Genomic DNA, 18,845 nt, shown 5'->3' with positions numbered 1-18,845 from the left:
CTTTTTCCAACAAGACAAGTTCCCACTTCACGCGGGGTGCTTGACGCCAGAATGACACCGGGCCGCACTCTGCGTTCCGGCGATATTATTTTGGCGCGCCCTAAAAAGGTTATGACTTGACCAATTTTGAATCGCTTGGTGTTTCCAAGCCGATCGTCGCCACTCTTTTCCAGCTCGGCATTGAAACGCCGACCCCCATTCAGGAAAAGGCGATCCCGCTTCTCCTCGAAGGCCGTGACCTCATCGGCCTCGCCCAGACCGGCACCGGCAAGACGGCCGCCTTCGGCCTGCCGCTCATCGAAAAGCTCATCCCCGAAGAACGCCGCCCCGACAACCGCACCACCCGGACGCTGATCCTGGCGCCGACCCGCGAACTGGTGAACCAGATCGCCGCCAACCTGAAGAACTTCCTGCGCAAGTCGCACCTGCGTATCAACGTCGTCGTCGGCGGCGTATCGATCAACAAGCAGCAGCTGCAGCTTGAAAAGGGCACCGACATCCTCGTCGCCACCCCGGGCCGCCTGCTCGACCTCGTCAACCGTCGCGCCATCGGCCTGACAGCCGTGCGCTACCTCGTTCTCGACGAAGCCGACCAGATGCTCGACCTCGGCTTCGTCCACGACCTGCGCAAGATCGCCAAGATGGTGCCGAAGAAGCGTCAGACGATGCTGTTTTCTGCGACGATGCCGAAGTCGATCGCCGATCTCGCCGGCGAATACCTGACGAATCCGGTCACCGTCGAAGTGACGCCTCCTGGCAAGGCTGCCGACAAGGTCGAGCAGTATGTCCACTTCGTCAACGGCAAGAACGACAAGACGGACCTCCTGAAGAAGTCTCTCACCGAAAACCCGGATGGCCGCGCCATCGTCTTCCTGCGCACCAAGCATGGTGCGGAGAAGCTGATGAAGCATCTTGATCACGTCGGCTATTCCGTCGCCTCCATCCACGGCAACAAGAGCCAGGGCCAACGCGAACGCGCCCTCAAGGCCTTCCGCGACGGCGACATCAAGACGCTGATCGCGACCGACGTTGCCGCCCGCGGCATCGACATCCCGGCCGTCAGCCACGTCTACAACTACGACCTGCCGGAAGTTCCGGACGCCTACGTCCACCGCATCGGCCGTACGGCCCGCGCCGGCCGCGACGGCGTTGCGATCGCCTTCTGCGCACCTGATGAAACCCGCCTGCTGCGCGATATCGAACGTCTGATGAACATCGGCATCACGGTTGCCAGCGGCGAAGTCCCGGCCAACATGAACGCGGCTCCACGCCGCGGCAATGGCGGCAACCGTGGCCAAGGTCGCGGTGGCGAGGGGCGTGGCGGTGAGCGTCGTGGCGGCGAAGGCCACCGTGCAGGCAGCCGCCCGGAGCGTCGTCCGCGCCCTGAAGCCGGTGACGAAGTACGCGCCAACAACGAGGAGCGCCGCGAGCGTCGTCCGCGTCCGGAGCGCCAGACCGCCCGCAACGAGGACTTCCGCGGCCAGCGCCGTGGCGAGCCCACGCCTGCCGTCGGTCCGGACAATGATCTGGCCACAACGTCGGACTTCCGTCCGGCCCGTAAGCCGCAGCGCCCGCAGCATGGCAACCACGGCCACGCCGACGCCAACCGCCACCACCCCGGCGGCGGCGCCCGCAATGCCCACGGCCGCCCGGCCCGCAAGCACGGCGAAGATCGCAGCGCTCAGGCCCACGGCGGCGGCGAGCGCGGCGCTCAGGCCCACGGCGGCGAGCGCGGCGAACGTCGCGAAGGCAATGGCGGCAATCGTCGCGGCGGCCCGCCGCGCGGCGGCAATGGCCAGCGTCGCGAACGCGCCTAGTTTTCAACGTTTAAAGATGATCGGCGGCGGGGCAAACCCCGCCGTTTTTCATTGCAGCTGCTCACGCAGCCGAGATTCGGTCACCTGCCGATTGGTCAGATAGACGCCGGTCACAACCACGATGGTGCCGAGGATCAGGGGCAGCGTCAACGGCTCGCCGAAGGCGACGAAGGCTTCAAGCGCCACCGTCGGCGGCATCAGATAGATGAGCGAAGCCGCCCGTGAGACCTGGCCGCGGCGGATGAGGTAGAGCAACAGTCCGACGCCGCCCATCGACAATCCGAACACCGACCAGACAAGCGCCGCAATGGCCTGCGCCGATCCATCGAAATGCATGCGCTCGAAAGTAAGCACCAGCGGTACCGTGACGATCAGCGCGCCGACATATTGCAGCGTGGCGATGGGCAAAAGGTTGCCCGTCTGCAGATGCTTCTTTTGATAGAGTGTTCCGTAAGTGACGGAACACATGGCGATGAGGTTGATGGCCAGCGGTACGGCGGCATGCGCCAGATCGGCCGTCGCCGGATCGAAGAGCTTCGGCGATATCGCGATGGCGATGCCGAGGAAGCCAAGCAGCAGGCCCAGCCTCTGGGTGCCCTGCAAGCGCTCGCCGACGAGGAGCGGCGCAGCCATGGCCGTCAACAGCGGCTGCAAGGCGGCAATGATCCCTGATATCCCCGCCGGCACGCCATTCGCGATCGCCCACCACAGGCCGGCAAGATAGAAGCCATGCAGGAACACACCGGAGTAGACCGCCTTGAAAGCAACCACCCTGCCCGGCCACGCCGCGCGCATCGCGAGACAAAGGCTGAAAAACGCCAGCGTCGACAATGCATAACGCACCGCGAGGAAGGTGAAGGGCTGCGAATGAATGGCGGCGTATTTCGCCACGACCCAGCCGGTCGACCAGAGAAGAACGAAAATGGCGGGTGCAATGCGATCGAGCGACATGGATGGATCCTGGGGCAACGGAGCGTGCCGCAGATAACCGACCAACAGCCTCTCCGTCAAAGTCGAAGCGTTGATGCTTGCCTGCAGTTTCGTTGATGGGTGGCGCGATCGGTCACTCTGCCGCCTCGCCCGAAAATGAATCGAATGCCGATCTGAAAATAATCAGGTGCCTACATTTTGAGCGGCCACCAGGGATTGAAGACGGCAACGGCCATGCCAGATTTTGATGAATGCCCAGTTTTTCGGCTCTTTTGGCCATTTGGGAGGATTTTACGAATCTCGCCCTCCAACTGTGCATGGTTCTTGCATTGCTTAGTGCGTTGTATTCAAATGAACAAAAAAGGGGAGCCACACCTTTGGCATTTGATGAAATGATCACCGGGGACGAAAGTCCTCGTCAGCCGTATGAAAAATATTTTGAGTGGTACAATAACCAAGATCGAACGCATCTGATTGCCAAGAGCCGGGACGCCGAAAACATCTTCCGAAAGACCGGCATTACCTTCGCGGTTTACGGACACGCAGACTCTTCCGAAAAGCTCATCCCGTTCGACATCATCCCCCGCATCATTTCCGGCCGCGAATGGCGCAAGCTCGCGCAGGGCATCGAACAGCGGGTGATCGCACTCAACGCTTTTCTCGATGACATCTACCACAAGCAGGAAATCATCCGTGCCGGGCGCATTCCGCGCGAACTGATCGAGAGAAACGACGCCTTCCTGCCCGAGATGATCGGCTTCCGGCCGCCGGGAGGCGTCTACACCCACATCGTCGGCACCGATATCGTGCGCACCGGCGAGAATGAGTTCTATGTGCTGGAGGACAACGCCCGCACGCCGTCCGGTGTCAGCTACATGCTGGAAAACCGGGAAACGATGATGCAGATGTTCCCGGAGCTGTTCCACGCCAATAAGGTCAGGCCGGTCGAGGACTATCCCTACCTGCTGCGCCAGAGCCTGGCGTCGCTTGCGCCTCCGGGCTGCAAGGGCAAGCCGCGCGTCGCCGTGCTCACCCCCGGCATCTACAATTCCGCCTACTACGAGCATTCGTTCCTCGCAGACACGATGGGCGTCGAGCTTGTCGAAGGCTCGGATTTGCGCGTCATCGATGGCAAGGTGAAGATGCGCACGACCCGCGGCTACGAGGCGATCGACGTGCTCTACCGCCGCGTTGACGACGACTTCCTCGATCCCCTCACCTTCCGTCCGGATTCCGCGCTCGGCATCCCGGGAATCATGGATGTCTACCGCTCGGGTAACATCACCATCGCCAATGCGCCGGGAACCGGCATATCGGATGACAAGGCGATCTATTCCTATATGCCCGAGATCGTAGAGTTCTACACCGGGCGCAAGCCGATCCTGGAAAACGTGCCGACCTGGCGCTGTTCCGAGCCGCAAAGCCTCAAATACGTCCTCGAGCATCTCGAAGAGCTCGTCGTCAAGGAGGTACATGGTTCAGGCGGTTATGGCATGCTGGTCGGCCCGACAGCTTCGAAGAAGGAACGCGCCGACTTTGGCGAGAAGTTGACGGCGAAGCCCGCCAACTACATCGCACAGCCGACGCTTTCACTTTCGACCGTGCCGATCCTCGTCAACAAGGGAATTGCGCCGCGCCATGTCGACCTGCGCCCCTATGTTCTCGTCTCCGACAAGGTGCAGATCATCCCCGGCGGCCTGACCCGTGTAGCCCTGAAGCAGGGTTCATTGGTGGTCAATTCCAGCCAGGGCGGCGGCACAAAAGATACCTGGGTATTGGAGGACTGATGCTCGGAAGAACCGCAAACGGACTCTACTGGATGTTCCGTTACATTGAGCGCGCCGAAAACATCGCGCGCCTTATCGACGCCGGCCTGCGCATGTCGCTGACGCGAAGCGGAACCGGGGACGACGATTGGGATGGCGTCCTGCAAAGTGCGGGAGTGCGCGAGACCTTTGACGAAGGCCACAGCAAGCTGACGAGCGCCGATGCGATCGACTACCTGCTGCGCGACCGCTCCAACCCTTCGAGCGTCATGTCCTGCGTCGACTACGGACGGAACAACGCCCGCATGGTGCGCACGGCGCTGACCCGCGAAACCTGGGAAGCGACCAACGAGTTCTGGATCGAGCTCAAGGCTCTGCTTTCCAAGCGGCTGAAAGCGGCGGAACTGCCCGAGGCGATCGATGCCATCAAGCATCGCGCAGGGCTGATCCGTGGAGCCTTCCATGGTTCCATGCTCAGAAACGAACTTTACAACTTCGCACGCATCGGCACCTTCATCGAGCGCGCTGACAATACGAGCCGTATTCTCGACGTGAAGTATTATGTGCTCCTGCCCGCGGTCTCCGCCGTCGGCACGTCGATCGACAACATCCAATGGGAGTCGATCCTGCGTTCCGTCTCCGCCCACCGCTCCTATAGTTGGGCCTATGACGGCGAGTATCGCGCGATGAATATCGCCGACTTCCTGATCCTCAACGGCCAGATGCCGCGCTCGCTCGCCTATTGTTACGAGAAGATCGTCGGCGAACTCGGCTACCTCGCCAAGGATTACGGCGAGCGGCTGCCGGCGCACGACACGGCAGACGCCATCCGGAAGACGCTCCAGACACGCGCCATCAAGGAGATCATGGATCAGGGCCTGCATGAGTTTCTCGAGGATTTCGTCACGCGCAACAACCAGCTCGGCATGGAAATATCCGACGGTTACCGGTTCTATGCATAGGCGGGCACGACATGAAACTTAAGATCAGCCACGTCACCGAATATCACTACGAAGAGCCGTCGGCCTTCTCGCTGCAGCGGCTGCGGCTGACGCCGCCGACCGTGGTCGGACAAACGATCCTCAACTGGTCCCTGCATGTCGAGGGCGCCAAGCCCGAGGTTGAATACGACGATCAGTTCGGCAACCACGTCAACCTCGTCTCGCTGGAAGGGGAGCAGCGGACGACACGCATCGTTGCCGAGGGCGAAGTCGAAACGGAAGATCGAAACGGCGTCCTCGGCCCCCACAGCGGCTTCTGCCCGCTCTGGCTATTCCTGCGCGAGACGCCAAGGACGAAGCCCGGAAAGCTTATCAAGGAGCTGACCAAAGGCGTGAGCGGCGAAAACGAACTTGCTCGCATGCATGCGCTGATGTCCGGGATTCATGAGATGGTAGCCTACCGGCCCGGGACGAGCGATACCGAAACGACAGCGGAGCAGGCGCTGGAGAAGAAAAGCGGCGTCTGCCAGGATCACGCTCATATCTTTGTGGCCGCCGCACGCAGCCTCGGCGTTCCGGCCCGCTACGTCTCCGGTTACTTGATGATGGAAGAGAAGGTTGAGCAGGCAGCGACCCACGCCTGGGGCGAAGCGCACGTCGCGGGCCTTGGTTGGGTCGGCTTCGACCCGGCCAACAATATCTGCCCGGACGCACGCTATGTGCGTGTAGCCTCCGGCCTCTGCTACCGCGATGCCGCCCCCGTTTCAGGCATGCGCATCGGCACGCCGGGCGAAAAGCTCTCGGTCGTCGTCACGGTAGAAGATCAGGGACAGATGCAGAGCCAGAGCTGAGCGGCGGCCTCGGAAGAACTCTGTATCGAGATCTGGCCGAGCCGCCGCAGGGCGGCTCGGATCGTTTTGGGCCGTGGTTAGGCCAGCGTGTAAGCTGTCTTGACGGTCGTGTAGAACTCCGCCGCGTACTTGCCCTGCTCGCGCGGGCCATAGGACGAACCCTTGCGGCCGCCGAAGGGAACGTGGAAGTCGACGCCCGCGGTCGGCAGGTTGACCATCACCATGCCGGCTTCGGAGTTACGCTTGAAATGCGTGGCGTGCTTGAGGCTCGTCGTGGCGATGCCGGCTGACAGGCCGAACGGCGTGTCGTTGGCGGTCGCCAGCGCTTCTTCGTAGTCCTTGACGCGGATGACCGATACAACAGGACCGAAGATTTCCTCCCTGCTGATACGCATCTGGTTCGTGGCTTCCGTAAACAGCGTTGGCTGCAGATAGAAGCCGGGCGTCTCGCGGGTGATGAGTTCGCCGCCGAAGGCGAGTTTCGCGCCTTCTTGTCTGCCGATCTCGATATAGTCCGTATCGGTCTTCAACTGTCTTTCATCGACGACCGGCCCGATGTGCGTGCCAGGCTTCAGCGCGTTGTCGACGACGAGCGTCTCCAGCTTTTGCGTCAGCGCGGCAACAAACTTGTCGTGGATGCCTTCGGTGACAATCAAACGCGAAGACGCAGTGCAGCGCTGGCCGGTAGAGAAGAAGCCGGAATTGGCGGCCGCTTCGACGGCGACGGTGAGATCGGCATCGTCGAGGACGACCATCGGGTTCTTGCCGCCCATTTCCAGCTGGAACTTGCGGTTGTGCTCGATCGAGGCTGCCGCGACGCGGCGGCCCGTGCCGGTGGAACCGGTAAACGTGATGCCCGCGACATCAGGACTGTCGAGCATCGCCTGGCCGACAACCGAACCCTTCCCCATGACGAGGTTCAGTACGCCCTTCGGCAGGCCGGCACGGTGCAGGATGTCGACGATTGCCCAGGAGCAGGCCGGAACGAGTTCCGCCGGCTTGAAGACGATCGTGTTGCCATAGCAGAGCGCCGGCGCGATCTTCCAGGCAGGAATCGCGATCGGAAAATTCCAGGGCGTGATGATGCCGATCACGCCGAGCGGGTCGCGGGTGATCTCGACGCCAATGTTGGGGCGAACCGACGGGATGACCTCGCCTGCAAGGCGCAATGCTTCGCCAGCGAAAAATTCAAAAATCTGCGACGCACGAACGGTCTCGCCAATCGCTTCGGGAAGCGTCTTGCCCTCTTCGCGGGCAAGCAGGGCGCCGAGCTCGTCCTTGCGGGCCATGATCTCGTCGCCGGCCTTCTTCAGGATGACGTGGCGCTCCCAGATGCCCGAACGCGACCAGGCAGGAAAGGCTGCCTTGGCGGCGGCAATCGCATTCTTCGTGTCTTCGGCCGTACCGTCCGCATAAAGGCCGACGACCTCGTTGGTGTCCGACGGATTGATGTTCTTGGTCGCGTCCGAGCCGACCCATTCGCCGGCAATGAGGTTCTGATAAATGGTCATGGGCTGATGAGGCCTCCTTCACCGTTCTATAGAAACGGTCCGGCCGCCGAAGCGGCCGGGCCTTGCGAAATCAGAGCTGCTTGACGGCAATCTCTTCTTCGGCGGCAATCTTCAGAGGGTTGCGCAGCGGCAGGCCAAACTCGGCGACTTCGATTTCGAAGACATCGCCCTCTTCCGCCTTGATGCCTTCCGCGAAGGAGAGCGTTGCCGTTCCGAACATGTGGACGTGGACATCGCCGGGCACACGGAACAGGCCGTACTTGAAGTGATGATATTCGAGATTGGCAAAGGTGTGCGACATGTTCGCCTCGCCCGACAGGAAGGGCTTTTCGAAGATCACCTTGTCGCCGCGCTTGATGCGCGAGGTGCCGCGGATGTCTTCCGGCGCCACGCCGATGCGGATTTCCGGACCGAAGCTTGCCGGGCGCAGCTTGGAGTGCGCGAGGTAGAGGTAGTTGATCCGCTCCGTGACGTGATCGGAGAACTCGTTCGACAGCGCAAAACCGATGCGGAACGGAGTACCGTCTTCCGCGATGACATAGATGCCCGCCATTTCAGGCTCTTCGCCGCCATCAAGCGCAAAGGACGGGGAAACGAGCGGCGTGCCGGGGGCCGCCGAACCGTAGCCGTTGCCCTTGTAGAACCACTCGGGCTGGACGCCCTTCTCGCCGGCTTTCGGCTTGCCGTTCTCGAGGCCCATCTTAAACATCTTCATCGAGTCGGTGAGCGTCTCTTCAGCCGCCTCGGAGGTCTTCTTGTGCATGGAGTCGCGCGTGGCGGCCGAGCCCAGGTGGGTGAGGCCCGTGCCCGTCAGGTGCAGGTGCGCCGCATCGGGATGCGTCATCGGCGGCAGGAAGCGGCCCTCGGCATAAGCCTTTTCGAGATCGACCGCATCGCCGTAGCCATGCGCTTCGATCACCGAAACCAGCGACTTGCCGCCGTTTGCGGCTTCCATGGCCAGCGCATAGACGCTGCCGGCATTCTTGACGGCTTTCGCGGTACCGCCCGGCTCGCGCACGGCGACAATGATCTCTCCGTTCGAACCCTTGATCTGCGAAATGAGCACGGTCTTCATCCTTTTTTCGATAGCGCGGAAAATGCTCCGCCAATCCGGCTCTCAAAGGAGCCGGATTGGTAAGTTCACATGACTGCGAATGCGTGCGCAGCGCCGGAGCGCTTAGCCCTTGTTCTTGTTGTAGACGTCGAAGAAGACGGCAGCGAGAAGCACCAGTCCCTTGACCATCTGCTGGAAGTCGATGCCAAGGCCGACGATCGACATGCCGTTGTTCATGACACCCATGATGAAGGCGCCGATGACAGCACCGGTGATCTTGCCAACGCCGCCGGATGCCGAGGCACCGCCGATGAAGCAGGCCGCGATAACGTCAAGCTCGAAGCCGACGCCCGCCTTCGGGGTCGCCGAGTTCAGGCGAGCCGCGATGATCATGCCCGCGAGGCCAGCCAGGACACCCATGTTGACGAAGGTGTAGAAGCTCAGGCGCTCGGTGTTGATACCCGAGAGCTTGGTTGCCTTCTCGTTGCCGCCCATGGCGTAAATGCGGCGACCGATTGTCGTGCGGCGCGTTACGAAGGCGTAGGCCGCGATCAACACGAGCATGACGACGAGAACGTTCGGCAGGCCCTTGTAGCTCGAAAGCTGATAGCCGAGAAACAGGATTGCCAGCGACAGGACGGCGTTCTGCGCGATGAAGAAGCTCGTCGGCTCGACATCGATACCATGGCTCTCGTTGACCTTGCGGCGGCGCCAAGCGAGATAGAAAAGGACAACGGTAATGGCAAGCGTCAAGATCAGGGACGTGGAATGCAGCGGAACACCAGCGACATCGATCATCGTGCCCGGTAGGAAGCCGGTCGAGATGACCTGAAAGTCCTTCGGGAACGGGCCGATGTTCTTGCCGCCGAGCACAAACAACGTGAGGCCACGGAAGACGAGCATACCCGCCAGCGTAACGATGAAGGACGGGATGCGGTGATACGCAATCCAGTAACCTTGGGCAGCACCGATCAGACCGCCGATGATCAAGCACAGGATGCCCGCCACCACAAAATTCATTTGCCAGGTGACGGTCATGATTGCGGCAACAGCACCGACGAAGGCGACGATCGAGCCGACCGAGAGGTCGATGTGACCGGCCACGATGACGAGCAGCATGCCAAGCGCCATAATGACGATGAAGGAGTTCTGCAGAACGAGGTTCGTCAGATTGACCGGCTTGAAGAGAATACCGCCGGTATAAAACTGGAAGAAGACCATGATCGCGACGAGCGCGATAAGCATGCCATATTCGCGGATATTGCCCCTGATATAGTCGGCAACAGATACGACGTTACTTTCCTCGGTGGCTGAAGGGTTGACCGGAGTCATTGTTTCTTCTCCCCTGAGCGCATGATAGCGCGCATGATGGTTTCTTGGCTCGCCTCTCCCTTTGGCAGTTCCGCCACGATACGTCCTTCATTCATGACGTAGATGCGGTCGCACGTGCCAAGCAGTTCCGGCATTTCCGATGAGATCATCAGAACGCCTTTGCCGTCGGCGGCGAGCTGGTTGATGATAGTATAGATTTCGTATTTTGCTCCGACATCGATACCGCGTGTGGGTTCATCGAGGATCAAAACGTCAGGATCGGAGAACAACCACTTCGACAGCACGACCTTCTGCTGATTGCCGCCCGAGAGATTGACCGCTTCCTGGAAGATGCTGGAGCTGCGGATGCGCAGCTTCGAGCGGTAGTCCGATGCGACCTTCGATTCCTTGATACTGTCAATAACCGTGGCGCTCGACACGCCGGCCAGATTGGCGAGCGTCGTGTTGTGAACGATGTTCTCGCCGAGCACGAGCCCGAGATGCTTGCGGTCTTCAGTCACATAGGCAAGACCGGCATCGATCGCTTTGCGAACGGTGCTGACATCCACCGGCTTGCCGTGCATGGACACGTCGCCATGGATCTTGTGTCCGTAGGACTTGCCGAACAGGCTCATCGCAAATTCGGTGCGACCGGCGCCCATCAGGCCCGCGATACCGACCACTTCGCCCTTGCGGACGGTGACGTTGATGTCGTGCAGAACCTGGCGGTCCCGGTGATGCTGGTGATAAGCGTTCCAGTTCTTCACCTCGAGGATCGTCTCGCCGATCGGCACTGAGCGCGGCGGATAACGATCGGCGAGCTCGCGGCCCACCATGTTCTTGATAATGATGTCTTCGCTGATCTCTTCGGTCTGACAGTCGAGCGACTTCACCGTCATGCCGTCGCGCAGAACCGTGATCTGGTCGGCGACCTTGCGCACTTCGTTGAGCTTGTGCGTGATGATGATCGACGTCAGGCCCTGGTTGCGGAACTCGATCAGGAGTTCCAGCAGCGCGTCGGAATCCTTTTCGTTGAGCGAAGCCGTGGGCTCGTCGAGGATCAGCAGCTTTACGCTCTTCGACAACGCCTTGGCGATTTCGACCAGCTGCTGCTTGCCGACGCCGATGTCGGTGACGAGCGTTTCCGGCGACTCCTTGAGGCCGACCTTGCTCAGCAGCTCTTTCGTGCGCTTGAAGGCTTCCTGCCACTTGATGATGCCGTTCTGGGCGACTTCGTTGCCGAGGAAGATATTTTCGGCGATCGACAAGAGCGGCACCAGCGCCAGTTCCTGGTGAATGATGACGATGCCGATTTCTTCGGAGTCCTTGAGTGCCTTGAAATGACGGACGTCGCCTTCGTAGACAATGTCGCCGTCGTAGGTTCCGGCCGGGTAAACGCCGGAGAGAACTTTCATCAGGGTCGACTTTCCGGCCCCGTTTTCACCCACCAATGCGTGGATCTCACCCTGTCGAACCTTGAGGTTCACATTCTCAAGCGCCTTTACGCCTGGGAACGTCTTGGTGATGTTCCGCATTTCGAGGATTGTATTGTCCATGGTCATAATCCAGCGCCAGCAGCCAAAAGGGGCGCGGCGATCATAAAATTGAAGACCGGAACCCGCAAGCAGCGGATTCCGGCCAACTTGGTACAATTATTACTTCAGCTGGTCAGCCTTGTAGTAACCGCCTTCGACGAGGATCTTCTCGTAGTTGGTCTTGTCAACTGCGACCGGGGTCAGCAGGTAGGACGGAACAACCTTGACACCGTTGTCGTAGGTCTTGGTGTCGTTGACTTCAGGCTCCTTGCCTTCCATCAGGGCGTTGACCATGCCGACGGTCACCTTTGCGAGGTCGCGGGTGTCCTTGAAGATCGTGGAGTGCTGCTCGCCAGCGATGATCGACTTGACCGACGGAACTTCAGCGTCCTGGCCGGAAACGACCGGGAGCGGCTGGTCCGGGGTGCCGTAGCCAACGCCCTTCAGCGACGAGATGATGCCGATGGACAGACCGTCGTAAGGCGACAGAACTGCATTGACCTTCGCGTCGGTGTAGTTAGCCGAGAGCAGGTTATCCATGCGAGCCTGGGCCGTTGCCGCATCCCAGCGCAGCGTGCCGACCTTGTCCATGCCGGTCTGGCCGGACTTCACGACGAGCTTGCCGCTGTCGATGTAAGGCTGCAGAACCGACATCGCGCCGTCATAGAAGAAGAAGGCGTTGTTGTCGTCCGGCGAACCACCGAAGAGCTCGATGTTGAACGGACCCTTACCATCCTTAAGGCCGAGGGCATCAACAATGGACGTTGCCTGCAGAACCCCGACCTTGAAGTTGTCGAACGTCGCGTAGTAGTCGACGTTGCCCGAATCGCGGATCAGGCGGTCGTAAGCGATGACCTTGATGCCTGCGTCGTGAGCCTTCTGGAGAACGTCGGAAAGCGTCGTGCCGTCGATAGCGGCGATGACGAGAACCTTAACGCCCTTCGTGACCATGTTCTCAATTTGAGACAGCTGGTTCGGAATGTCGTCGTCGGCGTACTGCAGGTCGGTGCTGTAGCCAGCTTCCTGGAGCTGCTTGACGATGTTGTTACCGTCATCGATCCAGCGAGCGGACGACTTCGTGGGCATTGCAATGCCGACAGTCCCCTTGTCGGCTGCCATAGCCGGCATTACGAACGAAGCGACGCCAAAGGCCGCCGCTGCCATCAACGAGATAATGGATTTCATATCTCTCTCTCCCTTAGTTAATAAACGCACGGACGAAAAATCGCCCGCTCCGAAACTGTGGCAGGTTCCGTCTTGGATAATTACTTCAGATGGTGAGAAACGAAGTAGGTCTCCTCCACGCTCTCACACGTGTTGAGTGCCAACCAGCACACGGCGGCAAACTGGTATGGATTCCTATAACTGTCAAATAGAATAACTGGCAAAGTGCATAACAATTTTGGTATATCGTTAAAAAGTATTACTTTTGATGGAGCGCGGTTGGGAGGCCGCAACCATGGCGTTCATTTCAGACCCGCAGACCGATGCCAATGTGGACATTCATACCGATATTTTCGGTGACGACGCCTTTTTGAGATCGGGGCTTAAACTGAATCACCTGCGGATGATCGTCGCAATCGAAGATAGCGGCCAAATTTCAGCCGCCGCCGAGGTGCTGAACATTTCGCAGCCGGCGGCATCGCGAATCCTGTCGGAAATGGAGTCGATCGTTAAGACACCGCTTTATGAGCGAGTGGCGCGCGGCGTCGTACTGACGACCTTCGGACAGGCGCTTGCCAGACGGGCGCGCAAGATCATGCTGGAACTTCGCGAGGCCGGCCGCGAGATTGCCGAACTGAAGACGGGAAAGGGCGGCGCCGTCTTCATCGGCGCGGTTACCGCGCCGGCCATGAGCCTTGTGGTACCGGCGATCAAGCGGGTTAGAACCGCCCTGCCCGGCATAGAGGTGACCATACAGGTCGAAACGAGCAACGTGCTCGCCCGCGAACTGCTGGCCGCCCGGCACGACTTCATTATCAGCCGCATTCCCGACGATCTTAATCCGCGCTTGTTCCAGGTCCAGGAGATCGGCGTGGAGAAGGCTTGCCTGATCGTGCGGGGAGGCCATCCGTTGCTGAAGAAGAAGGTCGCCTCCCTGGAGGACCTCCCACGATATGATTGGGTCTTCCAGCCGGCGGGGACGCTGCTGCGCCGGACGATCGAGGACTTGTTCCTGTCTCGCGGCGTGCCGCTGCCGGAAAATATCGTCAACACCTCGTCGCTATTGCTCACCTGCGCGACGGTTTGCCAGACGGATGCAATCGCTCCGATCGCGCTTGACGTCGCGCAGTTCCTGGCGACCCACAAGTCGAAGGCGTCGGATGTGCGGGTATTGCCGATCGATTTCGAGATCAATGTCAGGCCCTACAGCCTGATCACGGTGAAGGAGCGGGCGCTCCCCCCGAGCGCGCGGCTCCTTTATGACCTAGTACTGGCCGAGAGCAAGAAAGCGGCCGCGGGCTGACAAGCTTTGCACCATTTTGCTCGCATCTAATGCCCGCCGCCAAAGGAGGGCAATCATGCTGTTCAGCCAATCGGTGTTCCAGTCCGTGCTCGACCGCCTGAAGGCGGAGGACGAGACTGTCGAACAGGATGCGCCCGCTTCGGCCCGTGTGAGCGGTCTCAACACTGGACTCGCTTTCAACGTCATGGAAGGGGTCTCGGTATCGTCAGCACGGCCCGACCAGGCGTATTTCGAGACACTGGAATTCATCGCTCCGGAGACGGTGGCCGAGCCCCTGCCGCCTCCTGAACCGGAGCCCGAGCCGGTGATGCCGGATTATCTTGCACGCATCACAGCAGAAGACATCGCCGCCGAATTGGATATTTCAGCGCGCGATACGGTGCAAAGTCTCAGCGTGAAACGGCGCGCCTTTGCCAAGAAGAACCATCCAGATCGCGTTGATCCGCTGTTCCGTGAGAACGCGACGAAGCGGATGACCACAGCCAATCTGCTGATCGACCAGGCACTGCGCCGCATTGCCCGCTGACTAGTCCGCGTCCTTCTTGTTTTCCTTGTTTTCCTTGTCTTCCTCGTCGTCGTCGTCGTTATCGGTCGATGGCGGCGTGGCGTTCTGCGCCGACTGCGGCTTGTAGGTCCAGAACAGCATGTAGACCGCGTAGACACCGGCACCGCCCGACAGGACGGCCCAGAATGGATCGCCGGTAATGATTTCGACCAGCGCCCAGCCGAAGCAAACGGCCACAATCAGGATGCGAACCCAAAGCGGGCGATAGGCCGGATGTTGTGGATCGATCAGTTGCATCTCATTCCCATAGCTGAATTGTCACACGTCTTTAAGGTGGATTTTGAAAATGTGAAAGAGCGCCGGCTTGACGCGGCGGACATAAAATGGAATGAAAATTCCACATTAGATGCAATTCGGTTCATCTGTTCCGAATCCAAGGGAGGTTCTCATGACAGTCAGATTTGGTCTTCTCGGCGCCGGCCGCATCGGCAAGGTTCATGCGAAGGCCGTCAGCGGCGATGCCAACGCCAAGCTCGTTGCCGTCGCCGACGCGTTCCCGCAGGCAGCCGAAGCGATCGCATCCGCCTACGGCTGCGAGGTCCGCACAATCGAGGCGATCGAAGCCGCCAAGGATATCGATGCTGTCGTCATCTGCACCCCTACCGACACCCATGCCGATCTGATCGAGCGCTTCGCGCGCGCCGGCAAGGCCATCTTCTGCGAAAAGCCGATCGATCTCGACGTTGCCCGCGTCAAGGCCTGCATCAAGGTCGTCGACGAGACCAGGGCCAAGCTGATGGTCGGCTTCAACCGCCGTTTCGACCCGCACTTCATGGCCGTTCGCAAGACGATCGATGACGGCCGAATCGGCGACGTCGAAATGGTCACCATCACCTCGCGCGATCCGGGCGCTCCGCCGGTCGATTACATCAAGCGTTCGGGCGGCATCTTCCGCGACATGACGATCCATGACTTCGACATGGCCCGCTTCCTGCTTGGTGAGGAGCCGGTTGCCGTCAGCGCCACTGCCGCGGTCCTCGTCGACAAGGCGATCGGCGAAGCCGGCGACTACGACAGCGTTTCGGTGATCCTGCAGACCAAGTCCGGCAAGCAGGCGATCATCTCCAACTCGCGCCGCGCCACCTATGGCTACGACCAGCGCATCGAAGTGCATGGCTCGAAGGGCATGGTCGCCGCCGAAAACCAGCGCCCGGTGTCGATCGAGGTTGCCAACGGCTTCGGCTACACCCGCCCGCCGCTGCACGACTTCTTCATGACCCGCTACACCGAAGCCTATGCCAACGAGATCGCGAGCTTCATCGCCGCGATCGAGAAGGGCGCGAAGATTACGCCGTCCGGCGCCGATGGCCTCGCTGCTCTGGCGCTTGCCGACGCTGCCGTGCAGTCCGTCAAGGAAGGCAAACTCATCAAGATTGGCTGACGGCCCTCTCCCGACCGAAAGCCACCTGTGAAATGGCCGGGTCCCTGCCCGGCCATTTCTCGTTTCATTGCTATGCTGCGCGGGACGCACGGCTAGTCCGATCCCTGAATGCCGGACAGAACCAGCTCCTGATCGATCACTGACAATGCCCTGTCCAGATGCCCCTCGAAGACGAGGATCGATTCGTCAGGTACGACGCGGATCTCCGGCATCCCTTCCATTCGCACGACATGCGCTTGGCCAAGCCCTTCCTCGATCCCTTGTCGCAACAGATCATAGTAGCGCGTTCCCGGACCGGTGATCGCGATCGGCATACGCTCCGTCAGGCTGAGGAGACGCGAAAGCCCGTTTCCGAGTGCGATACCGGCCTGCCTGAACGCAAAAGCGGACATGCGATGCCCCTGGCGCGCTCGCGCGGCGATCTTGTCGAGCTCGGCGACCGGCACGAACTTGGCCGGGATCGTGTCGAGCGGCACTTCGAAGGCCATGCGCAAAATGGCATAGAATCCGGCATAGGCCTCGATGCACCCCCTGCTTCCACAGCGACAAAGGCCTCCGTTTGCCATATGCAGCATATGACCGAAATTCGGCGCCGAGATCTCACGCTCCCCCTGCCCCGTGCGCCGAACGATGCCGAGGCCGATGCTATGTCCGAGCGACAACGCCGCCAGCGAGCGGAATTCCGCTGGCCTGGTATTTTCCTCATGCGCGCCGAGCGCCGCCGCAACCAGCTGCGTCTCGTTGCCGAGAATGATCTTGGCCTGCCAGTCCGGCCGTAATGCCGATTCAAAGTCGATCTGGTTGCTGCCGAAAATCGGAGACCACACCAGCACGGGGTCCGTTGCATGCACGAGACCTTTGCTGCTGATCGATATCAGCAGCACTTTTTCCTGGGAAAGCTTTGAGCGTGAAAGAATGCGTGCAAGCCCCTCCCTGATGGAGGCAATAAACCGCTCGGAACCGGCGGGATCGTGCGACCTTTCCTCGCTGAACCGGTCGATGAGCCTGCCGGCATAGTCGACGAGCGAATACTGGACGCCATCCGATGAAATGATCACGACGACAAGGTAGCCGCAGTCGCGCCGTTGCCGAAACAGCACGCGCGGACGCCCTCTCCCGCTCGTTGCCTGGTGTTCGGATTTCTCGATGATCTGCGCTTTTTCCAGATCGGCGGTGATCGCCGAGATCGTCGCCGAGGAAAGCTTCGTAAATTCGGAAATCTCCGTATGCGCCAACGCGCCATGTCTTCGAAGCGCGGCGAGCACGAGGACGCTATTTCGCTGCCGGACCAATTCCGTGCTCGACTTGGTCAGCATATATGCCGGCCCTCTCCCCCTCGCATTCCGCCCTCGTTCACACAGCATCTCCAGCAGTTTTCCGCAACGGAAACGAAGCTGATAGTGCGGTGTTGACAGTTGAAAAAATCTCTGACACTAAATTTCTCGACTGTCGAGAAAATAATTGGAACTTCTCGTCAGCGAACCGCGGCGGCCGGAGGAACCACTGGCTGGGGCTGGCCGCAACTCACTCGGGAGGATAATTATGAAGTCAATTTTGAAGCTGATGGCCGGGGCGGCCATCCTCGTGTCGGTCCACACTGCCGCCATGGCTGCCGATCTCGTCGTTGGCGTTTCCTGGTCGAACTTCCAGGAAGAGCGCTGGAAGACGGACGAAGCTGCCATCAAGAAGGCACTGGAAGCCAAGGGCGCCAAGTACATCTCCGCCGACGCCCAGTCGTCTGCCGCAAAGCAGCTGACCGACGTTGAATCGCTGATTTCGCAGGGCGCGAATGCACTCATCATCCTCGCTCAGGATAGCGACGCCATCGGCCCGGCCATCGAAAAGGCCGCCGCTGAAGGCATCCCGGTCGTCGGTTACGACCGTCTGATCGAAAATCCGGCTGCCTTCTACATCACCTTCGACAACAAGGAAGTTGGTCGTCTGCAGGCTGAAGGCGTGTTCAAGGTGAAGCCGGAAGGCAACTATGTCTTCATCAAGGGCTCTTCGTCCGACCCGAACGCGGACTTCCTGTTCTCGGGCCAGATGGAAGTGCTGAAGGCCGCCGTGGATGCCGGCAAGATCAAGAACGTTGGCGAAGCCTATACCGACGGCTGGCTGCCAGAGAACGCACAGCGCAACATGGAGCAGTTCCTGACGGCGAACAACAACAAGGTTGATGCCGTTGTTGCTTCGAACGACGGCACCGCCGGTGGCGCCATCGCAGCCCTCGACGCGCAGGGCCTCGCCGGCTCCGTACCGGTTTCCGGTCAGGACGCCGACAAAGCCGCTCTCAATCGCGTTGCGCTCGGCACACAGACGGTCTCCGTCTGGAAAGACTCACGCGAACTCGGCAAGCGCGCCGCCGAAGTCGCGCTCGGCCTCGCTGCCGGCAAGAAGATGAACGAGATCGAAGGCGTTCAGACCTTCAAGGGTGGCGCCAAGGGCGTTCCGATGGAGTCGGTCTTCCTGAAGCCGCTTCCGATCACCAAGGACAACCTGAACGTCGTCATCGATGCCGGCTGGATCTCCAAGGCTGAAGCTTGCCAAGGCGTCAAGGCCGGCAGCGTCAAGGCTTGCGACTAATCGACGGCCGCAAGGCATAGATTGCCGGCGCCGCAACGGCTGAAACCGTTGCGGCGCCGGATGCGGATTGGAACCGTCGGTCGATGGTCTATCCGCCTCACCCAACCATCGCGGCCTTGATTCCCTGCCGGTT

Annotated in this window: 16 protein-coding genes; 8 read left to right on the top strand and 8 right to left on the bottom strand. The window is 60.4% G+C overall.

Annotated elements, in window-relative coordinates; all coding sequences use genetic code 11:
- The first annotated feature begins 116 nt into the window (after positions 1-116).
- Positions 117-1,817: a DEAD/DEAH box helicase gene (locus tag FHT71_RS05640; RefSeq protein WP_183719203.1), complete on the top strand. Its 1,701-nt coding sequence runs from the start codon at positions 117-119 to the stop codon at positions 1,815-1,817.
- A 48-nt stretch (positions 1,818-1,865) separates the two neighbouring features.
- Here FHT71_RS05640 and FHT71_RS05635 read toward each other — a convergent pair whose 3' ends face one another.
- A complete protein-coding gene (locus tag FHT71_RS05635) occupies positions 1,866-2,768 on the bottom strand; it encodes a DMT family transporter (protein ID WP_183719201.1) in 903 nt (300 codons plus the stop codon).
- Between the two features lie 356 nt (positions 2,769-3,124).
- On the opposite strand from FHT71_RS05635, the gene FHT71_RS05630 reads away from it, so the two are divergent.
- From FHT71_RS05630 to FHT71_RS05620, 3 genes are read left to right on the top strand one after another with little or no spacing between them, the layout of a single operon-like run.
- The gene (locus FHT71_RS05630) at positions 3,125-4,534 is read left to right on the top strand and encodes a circularly permuted type 2 ATP-grasp protein (RefSeq protein WP_132588856.1); all 1,410 of its coding nucleotides are present in this window, start codon (positions 3,125-3,127) and stop codon (positions 4,532-4,534) included.
- On the top strand, positions 4,534-5,475 hold the full coding sequence (locus FHT71_RS05625) for an alpha-E domain-containing protein (protein ID WP_132588857.1): 942 nt from the start codon (positions 4,534-4,536) through the stop codon (positions 5,473-5,475). Before FHT71_RS05630 ends, FHT71_RS05625 begins: the two co-directional genes overlap by 1 nt.
- An 11-nt stretch (positions 5,476-5,486) precedes the next feature.
- A complete protein-coding gene (locus FHT71_RS05620) occupies positions 5,487-6,305 on the top strand; it encodes a transglutaminase family protein (RefSeq protein ID WP_132588858.1) in 819 nt (272 codons plus the stop codon).
- Positions 6,306-6,382: 77 nt separating this feature from the next.
- Here the strand turns inward: FHT71_RS05620 and FHT71_RS05615 are convergent, their stop codons facing one another.
- From FHT71_RS05615 to chvE, 5 genes are all read right to left on the bottom strand, one after another.
- Positions 6,383-7,816, bottom strand: coding sequence for an aldehyde dehydrogenase family protein (locus FHT71_RS05615; protein ID WP_007800264.1), 1,434 nt, complete (start codon positions 7,814-7,816; stop codon positions 6,383-6,385).
- A gap of 70 nt (positions 7,817-7,886) precedes the next feature.
- Positions 7,887-8,882 (bottom strand): AraD1 family protein, encoded by a 996-nt coding sequence (gene araD1, locus FHT71_RS05610; RefSeq protein ID WP_007800266.1) that lies wholly within the window; start codon positions 8,880-8,882, stop codon positions 7,887-7,889.
- 111 nt (positions 8,883-8,993) lie between these two features.
- The gene (mmsB, locus tag FHT71_RS05605; protein ID WP_007800267.1) at positions 8,994-10,202 is read right to left on the bottom strand and encodes a multiple monosaccharide ABC transporter permease; all 1,209 of its coding nucleotides are present in this window, start codon (positions 10,200-10,202) and stop codon (positions 8,994-8,996) included.
- Entirely contained in the window at positions 10,199-11,737 is a 1,539-nt protein-coding gene (gene mmsA, locus FHT71_RS05600) for a multiple monosaccharide ABC transporter ATP-binding protein (RefSeq protein ID WP_007800268.1), read from the bottom strand. The genes mmsB and mmsA overlap by 4 nt, the downstream gene beginning before the upstream one ends.
- A gap of 99 nt (positions 11,738-11,836) precedes the next feature.
- The gene (gene chvE, locus FHT71_RS05595; RefSeq protein ID WP_007800269.1) at positions 11,837-12,901 is read right to left on the bottom strand and encodes a multiple monosaccharide ABC transporter substrate-binding protein; all 1,065 of its coding nucleotides are present in this window, start codon (positions 12,899-12,901) and stop codon (positions 11,837-11,839) included.
- Between the two features lie 274 nt (positions 12,902-13,175).
- On the opposite strand from chvE, the gene FHT71_RS05590 reads away from it, so the two are divergent.
- Positions 13,176-14,183, top strand: coding sequence for a LysR family transcriptional regulator (locus FHT71_RS05590; RefSeq protein ID WP_007800271.1), 1,008 nt, complete (start codon positions 13,176-13,178; stop codon positions 14,181-14,183).
- A 55-nt stretch (positions 14,184-14,238) separates the two neighbouring features.
- Positions 14,239-14,709 carry a hypothetical protein gene (locus tag FHT71_RS05585; protein WP_132588859.1) on the top strand — a complete coding sequence of 157 codons (471 nt, stop codon included), beginning with the start codon at positions 14,239-14,241 and terminating at the stop codon, positions 14,707-14,709.
- On the opposite strand, the gene FHT71_RS05580 is transcribed toward FHT71_RS05585, so the two are convergent.
- Positions 14,710-14,985, bottom strand: coding sequence for a hypothetical protein (locus FHT71_RS05580; RefSeq protein ID WP_183719199.1), 276 nt, complete (start codon positions 14,983-14,985; stop codon positions 14,710-14,712). It lies immediately after the preceding gene.
- 151 nt (positions 14,986-15,136) lie between these two features.
- Here FHT71_RS05580 and iolG point away from each other — a divergent pair, with 151 nt between their 5' ends.
- Complete coding sequence (gene iolG, locus FHT71_RS05575; RefSeq protein WP_132588861.1) at positions 15,137-16,129, top strand: inositol 2-dehydrogenase; 993 nt, start codon at positions 15,137-15,139, stop codon at positions 16,127-16,129.
- A gap of 92 nt (positions 16,130-16,221) precedes the next feature.
- On the opposite strand, the gene FHT71_RS05570 is transcribed toward iolG, so the two are convergent.
- Complete coding sequence (locus tag FHT71_RS05570) at positions 16,222-17,445, bottom strand: ROK family transcriptional regulator (protein WP_183719197.1); 1,224 nt, start codon at positions 17,443-17,445, stop codon at positions 16,222-16,224.
- Positions 17,446-17,671: 226 nt separating this feature from the next.
- Between FHT71_RS05570 and xylF the strand changes: the two genes are divergently transcribed.
- Positions 17,672-18,712 carry a D-xylose ABC transporter substrate-binding protein gene (xylF, locus tag FHT71_RS05565; protein WP_183719196.1) on the top strand — a complete coding sequence of 347 codons (1,041 nt, stop codon included), beginning with the start codon at positions 17,672-17,674 and terminating at the stop codon, positions 18,710-18,712.
- Positions 18,713-18,845 lie beyond the last annotated feature (133 nt).

This window comes from Rhizobium sp. BK060, assembly GCF_014193145.1.
Classification (GTDB): Bacteria; Pseudomonadota; Alphaproteobacteria; order Rhizobiales; family Rhizobiaceae; genus Rhizobium.
Note: the sequence above shows the minus strand (reverse complement) of the source record. Positions and strands in the feature narration are given on the sequence as shown.

Excerpts from the sequence above, each read along its gene's own strand:
- FHT71_RS05635 (WP_183719201.1), bottom strand. The coding sequence starts at position 2,768 with ATGTCGCTCGATCGCATTGCACCCGCCATTTTCGTTCTTCTCTGGTCG.
- FHT71_RS05625 (WP_132588857.1), top strand. The coding sequence starts at position 4,534 with ATGCTCGGAAGAACCGCAAACGGACTCTACTGGATGTTCCGTTACATT.
- FHT71_RS05620 (WP_132588858.1), top strand. The coding sequence starts at position 5,487 with ATGAAACTTAAGATCAGCCACGTCACCGAATATCACTACGAAGAGCCG.
- FHT71_RS05615 (WP_007800264.1), bottom strand. The coding sequence starts at position 7,816 with ATGACCATTTATCAGAACCTCATTGCCGGCGAATGGGTCGGCTCGGAC.
- mmsB (WP_007800267.1), bottom strand. The coding sequence starts at position 10,202 with ATGACTCCGGTCAACCCTTCAGCCACCGAGGAAAGTAACGTCGTATCT.
- mmsA (WP_007800268.1), bottom strand. The coding sequence starts at position 11,737 with ATGGACAATACAATCCTCGAAATGCGGAACATCACCAAGACGTTCCCA.
- chvE (WP_007800269.1), bottom strand. The coding sequence starts at position 12,901 with ATGAAATCCATTATCTCGTTGATGGCAGCGGCGGCCTTTGGCGTCGCT.
- FHT71_RS05590 (WP_007800271.1), top strand. The coding sequence starts at position 13,176 with ATGGCGTTCATTTCAGACCCGCAGACCGATGCCAATGTGGACATTCAT.
- FHT71_RS05585 (WP_132588859.1), top strand. The coding sequence starts at position 14,239 with ATGCTGTTCAGCCAATCGGTGTTCCAGTCCGTGCTCGACCGCCTGAAG.
- FHT71_RS05580 (WP_183719199.1), bottom strand. The coding sequence starts at position 14,985 with ATGCAACTGATCGATCCACAACATCCGGCCTATCGCCCGCTTTGGGTT.
- iolG (WP_132588861.1), top strand. The coding sequence starts at position 15,137 with ATGACAGTCAGATTTGGTCTTCTCGGCGCCGGCCGCATCGGCAAGGTT.
- FHT71_RS05570 (WP_183719197.1), bottom strand. The coding sequence starts at position 17,445 with ATGCTGACCAAGTCGAGCACGGAATTGGTCCGGCAGCGAAATAGCGTC.
- xylF (WP_183719196.1), top strand. The coding sequence starts at position 17,672 with ATGAAGTCAATTTTGAAGCTGATGGCCGGGGCGGCCATCCTCGTGTCG.